The sequence below is a fragment of the Mycoplana sp. ABR4_002 genome (assembly GCF_056159645.1).
The window spans coordinates 4,071,822-4,087,669 of the sequence record NZ_JBSWVO010000001.1; the positions used below are offsets into that span (position 1 = coordinate 4,071,822).

Below are 15,848 nucleotides of genomic sequence, written 5' to 3' on the forward strand. Positions count from 1 at the left end.
CGCGACCTGTCTCGGCCGCCCTGCCCGATCGCCGAGCGGGCCGGGCCGGCGCGTTCGCCCGGCCCGGAACCGCCTTGAGCGGTCACGAAGGGTTGCGGATCGTGATCGCGGGATTATGGTCGAAGAAGTTGTACGGCATCAGCGTGATGCCCCTCCACATCGTCGACATCACCGGCCAGTCCTCCATGTGCGGGACATGGTGGAAGCCCATCGTGTACCAGGTGACGATGTCGGTGTCGTGGATGCTGCGGTCCTGCTTCACCCATTCCGGCAGGCTGTCCTTGCCGTCGCTCTGGAAGGCGTACTCGCCGCCAGCGTAGCGCTGGTCTGGATCATAGGGCGTGTTCCACAACGTATACTCGATATAGGCATTGCGGCGCGCCGGCGGGTCGTTGACGACGTCGAGCGGTGAATAGGCGACGCTGTTTTCCGGCATGATCATATAGCCCGGATGATGGCCGAGCTTGGCCTCCTTGCCCATGTTCATCACATGGTACATGGCAGGCGTCGCCGGGTTGACCTTGTAGCGCCCCTGCAGCTCCGTCATCGGCATTTCGTCCTTCGTTTCCCAGAAGGTCCGGCGCGGCGTGCCTTCCGGCGCCGTGGCGGCGACGAGTGCGGTGCGGGCAAACATGTTCTGCTGCCCGTCGATGTCGAAGTCGAAGCGGAAGTTGAAGAAGTGGTCGTGGTTCGGCGCCACGAGGTTCGGCGCGATCAGCGTGCCGTATCTCGTGTCCTCGGCCGCCGTCGCGTCCTTCATCGAGGTCGAGGCGACGCCCTTGACCGCGTCGAGGCCGGTCGCGCCGATCATCACCCGGATCGTGCCGTTCTGCTGGAACACGTAGTCGAGCAGGTAGTCGTAGTTGCCGACCTCCGAGACCGACCGCACGACCAGCTCTGTCGCCGGGCGTCCCTCGGCCGGCACCGGCGCCTCGGGCGTCTGCGCGAAGATCTCGTAGTGGCGCCAGGCCGGATCGCCGATGTTGCGCTCGAACACGCACAGCGCGTTCGGGATCTCGACCGGCGAGCCGTCGTCGGCGTGGACCGTGGCCGGCAGGAACGTCGCATAGGCCGGGCAGTCGACGCCGGCCGTCAGCGGGCTGAGGAAGATGCCGAAGCCGTATTCCCCGCTGTCCATGTAGGTACGCCAGTACCAGCCCTCGGTCGGATCCATGTAGGGCACGAACACCTCGGAAAGATGGGCCTGGTAGAGCACCGAACGCGGTCCCTTGCCGTCGTTGGCGGTGACTTGCGAAAGCACGACGCCCGGCCGCTTGTCGACGCGCCAGCGGAAGCTCCACATGTCCCAGTTGACCAGGCTGCCCGTGACGGAAAAGTTCGCGCCGTCAGGCTGGGAAAGCGATGCCGCCTTGATCGGCTCGGCAAGTTTCATGTCCGTGCGCCCGTTGATTTCGTCCTGAACGTAACCCCATCCGTCTTTCGGCACCGGCACGACGCCGGTGTCGACCACCTCGACGACCTTCTGGCCGGCAAGGTCGACGGTGGCGAACAGGCCTTCGACCGGCCTTGCATAGAAGTTGCTCTGGTCCGGGTTGACGTAGCAGGGAACCTTCATCAGCCGTTTGCCGGCTTCCTCCGGCGTGCCGAAGGCTCCGGCCGTCAGCGGCAGGCAGAACACCTGCTCCGGCTTCAGCTCGCGCTTGGCCAGCGCCGCGATGAAATCCGGGTTCTCCAGCGCCAGGTTCATCGCGCCGAGGAATTCTTCCAGAAGCAGCATCGGCTCGCCGGTCACCGGCTCCCACGCGACCACCGTCTTGCCGGTGATATCGACCTCGCCCTTGAACACGCCCTTGGCCGTCTTGACGTTGACCACGGCGCGCCGGTCCTCCGGATCGCCGTCCTTCCAGGCCAGCACGGCCTCCTTGGCCGGCTCCTTCAGTTCGATCAGCGGAAAGCGGCTGTCGGCGTCGGTCTTGCCGTCCTCCTTGAGGATCTGGACGACGGCGGTGATCTCGGCGGGGGAGAGACCGTCGAGCGGATGCGACAGGGCCGCGCCGCTGCCCGCGGCGGTGGTCACGGCGGCCGCCAGCAGCCGGCCCGCGCAATGCTTGAACAATTTCGGCATGGTGATTTCCCTCTGGACTTGTTGGTACGCTCGGGAACACCGGCCCGGGCACGCCACAAGTCTAGCGAGGCGAAAGCGGCGCGGTTTGGCATTTCCGGCCAAGTTGGCGTCCTGCAGGCAATCCATGCCTTGTTGACGGCCGGCTCGCCGCCGGAGCGCTCACGCCGGCCAGGTTTCCAGCGCCTCGACGAAGTGGGACAGCCACAGGTTGGTCTGGTGGCCGTCGACCGCTCGGTGGTCGATCGTCAGCGACACATAGGCCATCGGCCGCACCTGGATCGCGTCGGCGCCGTCGACCTCGCGCACGACGACGCGCTTTTCGAGCTTGCCGACGCCGAGGATGGCGGTCTGCGGCTGGCTGATGATGATCGGCGAGGCGAACAGCGAGCCCGACACGCCATGATTGGAGATGGTGAAGGTGCCGCCGCGCATGTCCTCGGGCTTCAGCGCACCGCTGCGGGCGCGGCCGGTGATGTCCTGCAGCCGTGCGGCGATACCGGCAAGCGACAGGTCCTGCACGCGGCGGATGACCGGTACGACCAGCCCCTTGTCGCCGAGCGCGGTGCCGACGCCGATGTTGACATCGCCGAACATCTCCAGGTGATCGGCATGCCAGCGGCTGTTGATCTCCGGCACGGCGCGCATGGCGGCAACGGCGGCGGCAACGACGTAGGCGGTGTAGGAAAGGCTGATGCCCTCGCCCGCGAGCCTGGCCCTGTTCTGCTCGCGGTGTCGCATGATCGCGCTGAAGTCGGCCTCGAACACCGCCGTCACATGCGGGGCGACCGTGACCGAATTCAGCATGTTCTCGGCGATTGCAAGCCGCATCGGCGTGTGCGGCACCGCGCGGCTGCCGCCTTCGCCCGGCCGATCCGGCGGCGTCAAGGGGAGCGGGCGGGACGGTGCGGACGGGACCTCGGTCCGTCCGGCCACTGCCTCGGCGATCCCTGTCGCGCTGGTCGCGGCCTCGGCTTTCTCGGTCTTCGCGCGGTCGGCGAACGCCGCCTCGATATCGCTGCGCGTCACCCGCCCGTTCTTGCCGGAGCCGGTAACGGTGGCCGGATCGATGCCGTATTGCAGCGCGGCATGGCGCACCGCCGGCGAATAGCGCATGATGTCCGGCACCGCCGGCGTCACCGCGGCGGCCGGACGTGCGGCCGGCGGTGCGTCACGGACCTTCGCCTCGGTGCGGATGCGCCCCAGCACCGCGCCGGGACCGGCGTTCTCGCCGCTCTCGAGTAAAATCTCCGCCAGCACGCCGGCGCCCGGCGCCGGCACCTCCTGCGTCACCTTGTCCGTTTCCAGCTCCACCAGCGGGTCGTCGGCGGCGACCGCCTCGCCCGGCTTCTTCAGCCAGGCGCGCACGACCGCCTTCGTTCCTTCCTGCTCGAGCGGGGCGAGAACATCCATCAGCACGGCCATGCTCAGAACTCCACCAGCGAGACGATCTTGTCGCGGATGCGCTCGACCGAGGGCACGGCCCAGTCGAGCAGCACCGGATTGTGCGGGCTGGGGATGTCCGGCATCGTCAGCCGCGAGACCGGTGCGTCGAGGTCGATGAAGGCCTCGTCGGCAACGACCGCCGCGATCTCCGCACCGAAGCCGGCGGTGCCGAGGTCCTCGTGCACGATCAGGCAGCGGCGGGTGCGCCGCACCGACGACAGCACCGCCGCCCGGTCCCATGGCACGAGCGTGCGCAGGTCGATCACGTCGGCGGACAGGCCTTCGGCCGCCGCCTCGCAGCGCGGCACCATCGCCCCCCAGGTGACGATGGTGATGGCATCGCCGCTGCGGGTGGTGCGGGCCTTGCCGAACGGCAGGGCGAAGCCGTCGCCGGGATAGGCCCGGCGCGCCCAGGGGTGGTCGAGCATGGCGCGGTGCTCGAAGAAGATCACCGGGTCGTTGCCGCGCAGCGCGGTGCGCAACAGCCCGACCGCGTCCTCGGCATTGGACGGCACGGCCACGCGCCAGCCCGGCTGGTGGACGAACGCGACCTCGTTGGTCTGGCTGTGCCAGGGGTCGCCGCACTTGAAGAAGCCGCCGGGCATGCGCAGCACGATCGGGGCGGCGAAGCGGTTGTTGGTGCGCCAGCGGATGGTGCCGCAGTCGTTGATCTGCTCGCTGGCCGGCTCGGCATACTTGCGGAATTGGATCTCCGGCACCGGCACGAGGCCGGCCAGCGCCATGCCGACGGCGCGGCCGACGATGCCCTCCTCCGACAGCGAGGTGTCGAACACGCGGTCGCTGCCGAACTTCTCCTGCAGGCCGAGCGTGACCGCATGCACGCCGCCCTTCGGGCCGATGTCCTCGCCAAACAGGACGACGCGTTCGTTGACGGACAGTTCGTGGTCGAGCGTGCGGCGGATCGCCGTGACCATGTTGATGCGCTGGCCGTCGCCGCCGGGCGTGTCGGTCGTGTCCGGCGCGGCATAGCCGAGGCTGTGCTGCCCGCCCATCACCTGCATCTCGCCGTCGAAGAAGACGTGGCGCGCGACGGTGCCGGGATCGGCGACCGGCCGCGCCTCGGCGGCCGCGCGGGCGGTTTCGGCGGCGGACGCCGCCTCGGCGGCGCAGGCCTGCCATTCGGCCGCGCTCATGACGGCCGGGACTAGATAGTCCTTCAGCCGCGGCAGCGGGTCGCGCGCCCATTCGGCCCGCACGACGGTCTCGCTCTTGTAGGCCTGGGTGTCCTGGAAGCTGTGGCCTTCCAGCCGCGGGACGGTGAGGCGCAGGAGCGCCGGCGCGCGGTTCTCGCGCACGAACTCGACCGCCTCCGCCGTCAGCCGCGCCGCCTCGGCCGGGTCGGTGCCGTCGCCGTCGAACACGGCAAGATTGCCCCAGCTCGAAAGGTTGGCGGCAATGTTGCCGCCCGGCGTCTGCGCCGTCGACGGCACCGAGATGCCGTAGCCGTTGTCCTCGACGTAGAACAGCATCGGCAGGGTCTGCGTGGTGGCGATCGTCAGGGCCGACCAGAAGCCGTTGGAGGCGACCGAGCCGTCACCGCCGAGCACGACGCCGATGGCGCGGTCGTAGGCCGGCTCCTTCAACACCGTGCGGTGGTATTCGATCGCCTGCGCCCAGCCGGCCGTGGGCGTGTACTGCGTTCCGACGCCGCCGCACATCGGCAGCGCCGAGGCGCCGTTGCGGTTGGGGAAGTTGAACACGACGCCGATGTCGCGCCCGTCCGAATAGCCGCCGGCCCGGGCCATCGCCGAGCCCAGCGCCTCGGCCGGGTCGACCCCGAGCGCCAGCAGCAGCGGGCGGGAGCGGTAATAGCCGCAGGCGGCGTCATGCCGGTCCGTCAGCCTGCAGCCGAGCAGCACCTGCGCCATGTCGTGGCCGCGGGCGGAGAACTGGTAGAGCACCTTCTTCTCCGGCACCAGCCGCGTCTCTTCCATCTCGTCGAGCGCGCGCGACAGCTGCACCAGATAGGCGACGCGCTTCCAGTCGACCGTCTCGTCCGGCGCGTTGCGGACCAATCGTTTCAGCGCTGCCTGTGCCATCTGCCGCCCTCCTCGCATTGCAAGCGAAATGATAATACAGAAACAGTGTGATTTCGTTTCAGAATGGCGGCTTAAGGCCTTATGATTGAAACATGTGGTTCAAATATCGGGGATATGCGAATGAAGGATATCGAGCTTGACGCCGTCGACCGGCAGATCCTGCAGGTGCTGCAGCGTCAGGCCGATCTCAGCCACGCGGCGCTGGCGGAGAAGGTCGGCGCCTCGAGCGCCTCGTGCTGGCGCAGGATCAAGGCGCTGGAGGCGGCCGGCGTGCTCGGCCGGACCGTGCGGCTGGTGGAGCCGGAGGCGATCGGCCGCGGGCTGAACGTCTTCTGCCAGGTGCGGATGAAGAGCCACGACCCCGTCGCCCGACGCGACTTCGAACGCTTCGTCGAGAGCCACGACGAGGTGCTCGAATGCTACTCCATGTCCGGCGAATGGGACTATCTGCTGCGGGTCGTGGCGGCGGACGTGCGCGACTACGAGCGTCTGCTCATGCATGGCATCCTCACCCACGAGGCGGTCGCGAATTCGTCCTCGCATTTCGCGCTGAAGAGCGTGAAATACACGACGGCGCTGCCGGTCTAGCCGCCGCGCGGCCGCCCTTCCCGGCGGGAATGGCAGCGGACATCCTGCCCCGCAAACCGTTCGATCCGGCAGAAGCGGCCAGCGGAAACGGGGCGGGCAGGCGGGCAGGGCTAGGGTTGCACGGACGCGCGTCTTTGTGACCGGACCTGAGCAGATTGCCGTTGACTCTTTTCCGGCGTTCTGGAATTCATAAGAACATAACAGGAACAAATAAAGGAACGAACGTCATGGCAACGCCTGCCCTGGCGCGTGAGCGGCTTTTTGCCCTGCGCGAGGCCATCGCCCGCATCGAGGACGGCGACGGCCCCAGCCTCGCCCGCAGCAAGCGCCGCTGGCAATGGGACGCGCAAGAGCCGCCGAAGGACCCGCCGCCCCCGGCCGCCACCCCGGCCGGGTCGACCGGCCTTGAGGCCGTCTTTGACGGCGGGCTTCCCGCGGGTGGGCTCGTCGAGATCCGCAATGCGCAGACCCGGGACATGGGCGCCGCCAGCGGCTTTGCGCTGGCCCTCGCCGCGCTGCGGCAGGCGCAGGCCGAAGGGGGCGGGGCGACGCTCTGGATCGGCCAGGCGATGGCGCTTGCGGAGGCCGGCACGCCCTATGGCCCGGGGCTGCGCCAGCACGGCCTCGACCCGGCCCGTTTCCTGCTCGCCCGGCCGCGTACCCTAGCCGATGCGCTCTGGACGGCGGAGGCGGCGCTCACGGTGCCGGCCCTTTCCACCGTGATCCTGGAAATCCGCGGCAACCCCGCCGGATTCGCCCTGACCGAGAGCCGCCGGCTGCAGGTGCGGGCGCGTGCCAGCGGCATCCTGCTGCTGCTGCTGCGCCAGGCCGGCGCGGAAGAAGCGAGCAGCGCGCTCCACCGCCTGCGCGTCGATCCGGCCCCGGCGCTCGAGCGCCCGCTGCCGGACGCGACGACGCTGGCCGGCAGCATCGGCGCTGTCGTCTTCCGCGTCACGCCGGAGAAGAGCAAGACCGCCGCCCCCCTCGCCGTCTTTTTGGAGTGGAACCCCGATGACCGCCGCTTTCGCCGCCTCCAATCCCGCCCTGCCGCTGTCGAAGACGAGCGGCGCGCAGCGGATCCTCTGCCTCTGGTTTCCCTATCTTCCCGCCGACCGCGTGGCGCGACGGCGCTGGGGGCGGTCGTGGCTTTCACGGGAACGTCCTGACCATCCGCCGGTCGTCTTCGCCGGCCGCAGCGGCAATGCCATGCGGCTTGCCTTTCTCGACCGGGAAGCCGAACGCCTCGGCCTGCGCAAGGGCCAGGGGGTGACGGAGGCGCGCGCCATCTGCCCGGCGCTCGAGGTTCTGCGCGCAGACCCGGCGGCGGACCGGGCGCTGCTCGAGGCGCTGGCCGACTGGTGCGACCGCTATACGCCGCTGGTGGCGCTGGACGGCGACGACGGGCTCTATCTCGACATCACCGGCTGCGCCCACCTGCATGGCGGCGAAAAGGCGCTGCTCGACGGCGTGCTCGCGGCGCTGTTTGCGCTCGGCATCGAGGCGCGCGGGGCGATTGCGTCCTCGCCTGGCCTGTCCTGGGCGGTCGCCCATTTCGGCGACGGCGGCGTGATCGCACCGCAGGCGGCGCCGGCGGCGCTCGCCGCCCTGCCGGTCGCCGCCCTGCGTCTGCCGGAGACAGTGCTCGGGCCGCTCGGCCGGGTCGGGCTGAAGACGGTCGGCGACCTCCTGCCGCTGCCGCGCGCGACGCTCGCCCGCCGCTTCGGCAAGCTGCCGCTGCTGCGGCTCGACCAGGCGCTCGGGCTGGAGGACGAACCGGTGTCGCCGCGCCTGCCGGTGCCGATGCTGTCGGCGGAGCGCCGGCTGTTCGACCCCGTGCAGGCGCAGGACGATATCCTGGCGCTCGCCGATCATCTCGCCGGCACGCTGAAGGACGGGCTCGAGCGGCGCGGCGAGGGCGGGCGGCTGTTTGCGCTCCTGCTGTTCCGGGTCGACGGCCGGGTCTTGCGCATCCACGCTGCGGCATCGACGCCGCTGCGCGCGCCCGAGCGCATCGCCGGGCTGTTTCGCGAGCGCCTCGCGGCGCTGCATGACGATCTCGATGCCGGCTATGGCTTCGAGATCGTCCGGCTCTGCGTGCTCGCCAGCGAGGCCTTCGACGCGGCGCAGGCCGACTTTTCCGGGGATGTCGGCGAAGGCGGCTCGCTCGCTGCCTTCGCCGACCGGCTGGTGGCGCGCTTCGGCCCGGACGGCCTGCTGGCCGTCGCCCTGCCCGAAAGCCATGTGCCCGAGCGCGCCGCGATCCTTGCGCCCTTCGCCGCGGTCCGCGCGCACGAGCGCGCCGCCGCCCGGGACGCACCGCCGCCGCCCCTGTCCGACCGCCCCTTGCGGCTCCTGGCCCCGCCCGAGCCGGTCGAGACCGTCGCCGGCGTGCCGGAGGACGCGCCGAAGACCTTCCGCTGGCGGCGCAGCTTCCACCGGATCACCCGCACCGAAGGGCCCGAGCGCATCGCCGGCGAATGGTGGATCGACGGCGAGGACCAGCCGGCCCGCGACTATTTCCGCGTCGAGGATGATGCCGGCCGGCGCTACTGGCTCTTTCGCGAGGGCGCCTACGGCGCCGACGCCGCACTGCCCCGCTGGTTCATCCACGGGGTGTTCGCGTGAGCGCCGCCCCCGCCTTCCACGAATTCGGCGCGCGCACCAATTTCTCCTTCCTGGAGGGGGCCGCCTCGGCCGAGGACATGGTGGCGACGGCCCGGCGGATCGGCCTGAGCGGGCTCGGCATCGCCGACCGCAACACCGTCGCCGGCGTAGTGCGCGCCCACAACAAGGCGCGGTTCGACGGCTACGGCGCGTTCCGGCCTGGCGCCCGGCTCGTCTTTGCCGACGATACCCCCGACATCCTCGCCTATCCCAGGAACCGCCGCGGCTGGGCCCATCTCTGCCGCCTGCTCAGCACCGGGAACCTGCGCGCGAAGAAGGGTGCCTGCACCCTGTTCCTGGCGGACCTGCTGCACTGGCAGGCGGAACTGCAGCTCATCGTCATGCCGGCGCCGGGCCGGCCCGCACCGGAACGTCTGCGCCCGCTGCTGGCATGTTTGCAGGAGCATGCCGGCGACCGGCTGTTTCTGGCGATGGTGCCGCGCCGCGACGGCTTCGACCGGCACGACCTGGCCGTGCTGGCGCAGCTTGCCGCGCGTGCCCGCGTCCGGCCGATCGCCTCCAGCGACGCGCTCTATGCCGAGAGCGCGCAGCGGCCGCTCGCCGACGTCGTCACCGCGATCCGCCGCAAGACGCCGATCCAGGACCTTGGCTTTCAGCGCCAGGCCAATGCCGAGCGGCAGCTGAAGGGCCCGGCCGAGATGGCACGGCTGCTGCGCGACCATCCCGAGGCGGTCGCCAACACCGCGCGTTTCTTCCATGGCCTCGCCTTCGACTTGGGGGAGCTGAGCCACCAGTACCCGGACGAGTCCGACGCCGGCGCGACCCCGGCCGAGACGCTCCGCCGGCTCGTGCGCGAAGGCGGCGCCCGACGCTATCCCGACGGCATTCCCGCCGGGGTCGAGGAGCGGCTCGCCTATGAGCTGGCGCTGATCGCGCGCAAGCAGTACGAGCCCTATTTCCTGACCGTCCACAGGCTGGTCACCTTCGCCCGCAGCCGCGGCATCCTGTGCCAGGGGCGCGGCTCGGCCGCCAATTCCTCGGTCTGCTACTGCCTCGGGATCACCGAGGTTGACCCGAACCGGTTCACGCTCCTGTTCGACCGCTTCATCTCCGAGGACCGCGACGAGCCGCCCGACATCGACGTCGATTTCGAGCACGCGCGGCGGCAGGAGGTGATCGACTACATCTACGCCACCTATGGCAAGGAGCATGCCGGGCTCGCCGCCGCCGTCATCAGCTATCGCGGCCGCTCGGCCGGCCGCGAGGTCGCCAAGGCCTTCGGCCTGTCGGACGACGTCCAGTCCGCCCTGTCCGGCTCGATCTGGGGCTGGGGGCGGTCGACGTTCAGCCAGGAGCAGGTCGCCGCCGCCGGGCTCGACCTGCGCGACCCGACGACGGCGAAGGTGTTGTCCTGTGCCGGCCAGCTGATGGACTTCCCCCGCCACCTGTCGCAGCATGTCGGCGGCTTTCTCATCACCCGCGACCGGCTCGACGAGGTCGTGCCGATCATGCCGACGGCCATGCCCGGCCGCTACATGGTGGAATGGGACAAGGACGACCTCGACACGCTCAAGCTGCTCAAGGTCGACGTGCTCGCGCTCGGCATGCTGACCTGCATCGCCAAGGCCTTCACGCTATTGGAAACCCACTACGGCACGCGCAAGACGCTGGCGGCAATCTATCCGGACCAGACCGAGGCGGTCTATGACATGATCTGCCGCGCCGACACGCTCGGCGTCTTCCAGATCGAAAGCCGGGCGCAGATGAGCATGCTGCCGCGCCTGCAGCCGCGCGCGTTCTACGACCTCGTGATCGAGGTGGCGATCGTCCGTCCCGGGCCGATCCAGGGCGACATGGTCCATCCCTATCTGAAGCGGCGCGAGGCCGTGAGGGCGGGTCGGACGATCCGCTATCCGAGCAGGGCGCTGGAGCAGGTGCTCGAGCGCACCCTTGGCGTGCCGCTGTTCCAGGAGCAGGCGATGCAGATCGCCATCACCGCCGCCGGCTTCTCCCCGAGCGAGGCCGACCGGCTGCGGCGGGCGATGGCGACCTTCAAGCGCACCGGCACGATCGGCAGCTTTCGCGACAAGATGGTCGAGGGCATGGTCGGCAACGGCTACGAGCGCGGCTTCGCCGAGCGCTGCTTCCGCCAGATCGAGGGGTTCGGCGAATACGGCTTTCCCGAAAGTCACGCCGCCTCCTTCGCCCTGCTCGTCTACGCCTCCTCCTGGCTCAAGGCCTATTACCCCGACGTCTTCTGTGCGGCGATCCTCAACTCCCAGCCGATGGGCTTCTACGCCCCCGCGCAGCTGGTGCGCGACGCGCGCGAACACGGCGTCCGCGTGCTCCCCGTCGACGTCAACCACTCCGGCTGGGATTGCACGCTTGAGGGCGAGGACGCCTTCGACCGCGGCGCGATCGCCGCGCGGCACCGGGCCATGCGCACCGTCATCCGCGCGCAGAAGGCGGTCCGGCTCGGCTTTCGCCTGGTCAAGGGCCTGGCCGAGAAGGAGATGGCGGCGCTCGTCGCCAGCCGGGGGGACGGCTATCGCTCGGTGCGCGATCTGTGGCTGCGCTCGGGCCTGTCGCGCAGCACGCTGGAGCGGCTGGCCGATGCCGACGCCTTCCGCTCGATGAGGCTCGACCGGCGCGCCGCCCTCTGGGCCGTCAAGGCGCTCGACGACCGGCGCGGCGCCGACACGCTGCCGCTGTTCGACCGGGACGGGACGGCGGAGTTGCGGCCGGAGCCGGCGGTGGCGCTTCCGGCGATGCCGGACGGCGAGCAGGTGATCAACGACTATCGCTACCTGACCCTGTCGCTGAAGGCCCACCCGGTCTCGTTCATGCGCGCCGACTTCGACCGGCAGCAGATCACGCCGAATGCCGGGCTGGAGACGGCCGTCGGGGGGCGCCGCGTCGCCGTCGCCGGGCTCGTGCTCGTCCGCCAGCAACCGGGCTCGGCCAAGGGGGTCGTCTTCATGACGATCGAGGACGAGACCGGGGTCGCCAACATCATCGTCTGGAAGAGCACGATGGAGCGCTTCCGCCGCGTGGTGATGGGTGCCCGCCTGGTCAAGGTGTACGGGCGGCTGCAGCGGGAAAGCGGCGTCATCCACGTCATCGCCGAGCACATGGAGGACATGACACCGGCGCTCGGCCTGCTCAGGAGCGAACTGACCAGCTTCGCGGCGACGAGCCGGGCCGACGAGGTGCTGCATCCGGTGAACGAGGAGGGGCGGGAGAAGCGTGCCCTCCGGCACCTGCGGCTGGCCGGCAGCGACGCGACCCGGGTGCGGGACAGGTGCGCCGACCTGCGTCGCGATGCCGAGGTCATGCCGAAGGGCCGCAACTTCCAGTGAAGCGACGGTCCGTGCCCACCGGTCGGCGCGGCCAGCCCCATGAAACCGGCCGCGTCCCGGTCCGCCCCGCTTCCAGGCACCAGCGCAACAAAATGTGATCGCCGCCGAAAACCTCCGCCGGTGGCTAGCCACCGCCCGCGCGGGCAGGCAACATTCTGAAAAGACGAGGCGTTTTGTCAGCTTTAGAACCCGTCTAAACAAAGGGGCAACAATACTGACCCGTTTTATCTTGACAACAAATATCGCCTTTTGCTTAATCCCCGCCAATCAGGGCATTGCACATGGCAGGCAGGATGGAATGCTGGTTTGCAGCTGCAACTTCATTAGCGACAAAGAGATCGTCGACGTCATCAACGAGCTTCTCGATCAAGACTGCTGGCAGCTGATCGTGCCGGCCAAGGTCTACCATGCCCTGGAAAAGCGCGGCCGCTGCTGCGGCTGTTTCCCCAATGTCGTCGACATCATCGTCCGCACCACCGAGGAATATCATGCCCGGCGCGACTCGACGGATGCCGAGATATTTGATTTCATGATCCGCCTCAGACAGTTCCATGAGGACAACCGGAGGGCGGATCTTGAAAGGCGACAAAAAGGTCATCGAGCAGCTTAACGAAGCGCTCTTTCTCGAACTCGGCGCCGTCAACCAGTACTGGCTGCACTACCGTCTCTGCGAAGACTGGGGCTACACGCTGCTGGCCAAGAAGGAGCGTGAGGAATCGATCGAGGAGATGCACCACGCCGACAAGATCATCGCGCGCATCATCTTCCTCGAGGGCCATCCGAACCTGCAGACGGTCGCTCCCCTGCGAATCGGCCAGAACGTCAAGGAAGTGCTGGAGGCCGATCTCGCCGGCGAACTGGACGCGCGCGCCGCCTACAAGAAGTCCCGCGACATCTGTCACGACGCCGGCGACTATGTCAGCATGAAGCTGTTCGAGGAACTGCTGGCGGACGAGGAAGGCCATATCGACTTCCTCGAGACGCAACTCGACCTGCTGAAAGAACTCGGCGCCGCGAAATACGGCCAGCTCAACGCTGCCCCGGCCAACGAGGCCGACTAGACGCGCCATCCGGCGCACGGCGCCCGCCGCCCTAGCGCCGCGGGTGCTAGGGCGGCGCAAGGGCGACGGGCGAATGCAACCGGGAGCGCCGCGCAAGGAGAAGCCGTCGCGCCTATCGGCCGCGCCAGTGGGGACTCAACAGCTCGTACCAAACATCGCCGTGTTCGCTACCCGCAATGGCATTGGGAAGATCGGCGGCCACGGTGCGGTCGTAGACCATGCCGATCTTTGCCATCACGCGGCGCGAGGCCTGGTTCAGAGCCATCGTGGTCGCCACGATCTTGTCGTAACCCGCGCGCTCGAAACCCCAATCGATCAAAGCCGACGCCCCCTCCGTGGCCAGCCCCTGCCCCCATGCCGCCCGGCGCAGGCGATAGCCGAGTTCGGCCGAGCCCCCGCGCTCGGGCCACAGGCAGAACCAACCCACGAAGCCGCCATTGCTTGTGCGGCGCGCCGTCCAGACATGGGGCTCTGTTCCCCTGGGCATCAGGAACGTCGCGTTCGGATCGGGCCGGCCGTGGTCAACGGGGTGTCCGCCGTTGAGAAAGCGCATGACCTCCGGATCGCGTTCAAGCGCGATGAAATCCGCGCGATCCTTCGGGCGGCAAGGGCTAAGGGTCAGACGCCTCGTCTGCAAGATGGCCATTAGGAAACATCCGTCCAGAATGAGCAGGCGCCGACGCTGCGCACGAGGCACTCGACGCCAAAGCGTCAGATACACCACAACGCGGCAACGCGGCCCCATCGCCCGGTCGCGAAACCATGTCGGAGTTCAGCGGCCGCCGCAACGTGTCATGTCGGACGCAAGACCGCCGCTGCCGATGGGGCGATCGCCGCAGGGATCCAAAGAGAGGGGGGCTCAGGGAGTGAGGTGGGCGAAGGCCGCCACCACCTCCTCGTAGACCTTGCGCTTGAATGGCACGATCAGGTCTGGCAGGCTGCGCATCGGTTTCCACGCCCAGGCGTCGAACTCCGGTGCGTGGTTGCCGGGCGGCGGGTTGATCGCGATCTCGCTCTCCTCGCCCTCGAAGCGGAAGGCGAACCAGCGCTGGGTCTGGCCGCGATACTTGCCCTTGAGGCCGACGCCGATCAGGTGCGGCGGCAGGTCGTAGTTGATCCAGCGCCCGGCATCGGCCACGAGCGACACCGAACGCATGCCGGTCTCCTCGAAAAGTTCCCGGCGCGCCGCTGCGAGCGGATCCTCGTCGCGATCGATACCACCCTGCGGCATCTGCCACAGCTGCGGCGAACCGTCATACTCCGAATTGCCGACGGCGATGCGGCGCCCGGCCCAGACAAGGCCGTCGCGGTTCAGCACCATGATGCCGACGCAGGGCCGGTAGGGCAGGTCCTCGGCCCGGACGGCCCGCTTCTGTTCCTTGCTCATCGCTGTTCCTGCTGCTGGGGTTGGCCGGCGAGCGCGGCGACGCCGACGATCTCGATGCCGCGCTGGCTGGCCTCGTCGCACCACTGCGCGATTGCCTGCACGCTTTCGTCGAAGGCCGAGGCCACCCCGATCGCCGTGCCGTTGCGGCGGGCGACACGCTCGAGCTCGTCGAGCTTGCGCAGGATCGCCTCGCGCGACAGCGTGGTGTCGAGCTGCAGGTCGGCAAAGGCGTGCGGCATTTCCAGTGCGCCGGCCACGGTGCCCGACAGCGACTGTGCCGACGAGCCATCGTCGAGGAACAGCAGCCCGCGCCCGCCGATATCGCGCATTACCGGCTCAAGCGCGTCCGCATCGGCCAGAAAGCGGCCACCCATGTAGTTCATGATGCCGGTGTAGTTGGTGATCTGTCCCATGGCGCGGTGGAGTAGGTCGAGGTTCTTCTTCGCGTCGGTTCCGGTGCGCAGCGTGTGCGGGCCGGGATCGTCCGCGAGATCGTCGAACGGCTCGAGCGGCACCTGCAGCAGGATCTCATGGCCGTCGCGACGCGCCTCCTGCATCCAGCGCGACAGGCTGTTTCCGGCCGAGGCGAAGGCCAGCGTTACACCGCCCGGCAGGTCGTGGATCGCCCGCTGCGTTCCGGTCTGGCTCAAGCCCAGTCCACCGACGACGATCGCAACCCGGGTTCCGCGGGCCCCCGACCAGGGCCGCGCATACTGATCGACGGGACGAAGGCCGTCGGAGCCGATGACGGGCAGCTTTCCGAAGGCGGTGTCCTCGACCAGATCCTCATTGGGGCGGTCGGCGAAGCGCGGATCCTGGCCGATGCGGTCGGCCTCGATGATCAGCGGTCCGCTGTCGCCGCGGTCCCTCGGGGTGAACTTGCGGACGATGCCGCCGTCGTCGGTGCGGGTGACTTCGACGCTTGCGCCCGACAGGCCCTTGTCGCGCCGCACGCCCGCCTGCTCCGGCAACGCCGTTGGCGCCGGCGCGCCGCTGGCGACCGTTTCCCCGCCCGGCGGAGCCGAAGCCGCTTCAGAAGGTTCGGGCGCCTTCATCTTGTCGTTCGGGGCAAGCGCCGCCCACAGCGACAGGCCGAGCACCGCCGTCACGCCGACGGCGGCGGCGAGCCGCGCCGCGCCAAGGCGCGGCGCCTTCGAACGACCGCGCCCAGCCTTTCGGTTCTGGCCAAGCGGTGCGTTGATGTCCGTTTCCAACTGGCAGGTCCCCGTCGCGGCCGAA

12 protein-coding genes are annotated in these 15,848 nt (G+C 69.1%); 6 read left to right on the forward strand and 6 right to left on the reverse strand.

The annotated features are described in order from the left end of the window. Positions 1 to 82: 82 nt before the first annotated feature. The 3 genes from ACXAGF_RS19375 to ACXAGF_RS19385 form a co-directional block, all read right to left on the reverse strand. Positions 83 to 2,086 carry a copper amine oxidase gene (locus ACXAGF_RS19375; protein WP_475019004.1) on the reverse strand — a complete coding sequence of 668 codons (2,004 nt, stop codon included), beginning with the start codon at positions 2,084 to 2,086 and terminating at the stop codon, positions 83 to 85. A 159-nt stretch (positions 2,087 to 2,245) separates the two neighbouring features. After that, positions 2,246 to 3,508, reverse strand: coding sequence for a dihydrolipoamide acetyltransferase family protein (locus tag ACXAGF_RS19380; RefSeq protein WP_475019005.1), 1,263 nt, complete (start codon positions 3,506 to 3,508; stop codon positions 2,246 to 2,248). A gap of 2 nt (positions 3,509 to 3,510) precedes the next feature. Next, positions 3,511 to 5,589 (reverse strand): transketolase C-terminal domain-containing protein, encoded by a 2,079-nt coding sequence (locus tag ACXAGF_RS19385; protein WP_475019006.1) that lies wholly within the window; start codon positions 5,587 to 5,589, stop codon positions 3,511 to 3,513. Between the two features lie 120 nt (positions 5,590 to 5,709). Here ACXAGF_RS19385 and ACXAGF_RS19390 point away from each other — a divergent pair, with 120 nt between their 5' ends. The 6 genes from ACXAGF_RS19390 (at position 5,710) to bfr (ending at position 13,222) form a co-directional block, all read left to right on the forward strand. Beyond that, the gene (locus ACXAGF_RS19390; protein ID WP_475019007.1) at positions 5,710 to 6,177 is read left to right on the forward strand and encodes an Lrp/AsnC family transcriptional regulator; all 468 of its coding nucleotides are present in this window, start codon (positions 5,710 to 5,712) and stop codon (positions 6,175 to 6,177) included. A 227-nt stretch (positions 6,178 to 6,404) separates the two neighbouring features. After that, entirely contained in the window at positions 6,405 to 7,343 is a 939-nt protein-coding gene (locus ACXAGF_RS19395) for an ImuA family protein (RefSeq protein WP_475019008.1), read from the forward strand. Beyond that, a complete protein-coding gene (locus ACXAGF_RS19400; RefSeq protein ID WP_475019349.1) occupies positions 7,294 to 8,802 on the forward strand; it encodes a Y-family DNA polymerase in 1,509 nt (502 codons plus the stop codon). Before ACXAGF_RS19395 ends, ACXAGF_RS19400 begins: the two co-directional genes overlap by 50 nt. Next, entirely contained in the window at positions 8,799 to 12,161 is a 3,363-nt protein-coding gene (locus ACXAGF_RS19405) for an error-prone DNA polymerase (RefSeq protein WP_475019009.1), read from the forward strand. The genes ACXAGF_RS19400 and ACXAGF_RS19405 overlap by 4 nt, the downstream gene beginning before the upstream one ends. Positions 12,162 to 12,459: 298 nt before the next feature. After that, positions 12,460 to 12,771, forward strand: a complete 312-nt coding sequence (locus ACXAGF_RS19410) for a (2Fe-2S)-binding protein (protein WP_475019350.1) — start codon at positions 12,460 to 12,462, stop codon at positions 12,769 to 12,771. Then, on the forward strand, positions 12,737 to 13,222 hold the full coding sequence (bfr, locus tag ACXAGF_RS19415) for a bacterioferritin (RefSeq protein ID WP_475019010.1): 486 nt from the start codon (positions 12,737 to 12,739) through the stop codon (positions 13,220 to 13,222). Before ACXAGF_RS19410 ends, bfr begins: the two co-directional genes overlap by 35 nt. Positions 13,223 to 13,334: 112 nt before the next feature. On the opposite strand, the gene ACXAGF_RS19420 is transcribed toward bfr, so the two are convergent. The 3 genes from ACXAGF_RS19420 to ACXAGF_RS19430 all read right to left on the reverse strand — a co-directional run bounded on the left by ACXAGF_RS19420 (position 13,335) and on the right by ACXAGF_RS19430 (position 15,823). Then, positions 13,335 to 13,868, reverse strand: coding sequence for a GNAT family N-acetyltransferase (locus ACXAGF_RS19420; RefSeq protein WP_475019011.1), 534 nt, complete (start codon positions 13,866 to 13,868; stop codon positions 13,335 to 13,337). A gap of 213 nt (positions 13,869 to 14,081) precedes the next feature. Beyond that, positions 14,082 to 14,609 (reverse strand): RNA pyrophosphohydrolase, encoded by a 528-nt coding sequence (locus tag ACXAGF_RS19425; protein ID WP_475019012.1) that lies wholly within the window; start codon positions 14,607 to 14,609, stop codon positions 14,082 to 14,084. Continuing rightward, a complete protein-coding gene (locus tag ACXAGF_RS19430) occupies positions 14,606 to 15,823 on the reverse strand; it encodes a divergent polysaccharide deacetylase family protein (RefSeq protein ID WP_475019013.1) in 1,218 nt (405 codons plus the stop codon). The genes ACXAGF_RS19425 and ACXAGF_RS19430 overlap by 4 nt, the downstream gene beginning before the upstream one ends. Positions 15,824 to 15,848 lie beyond the last annotated feature (25 nt).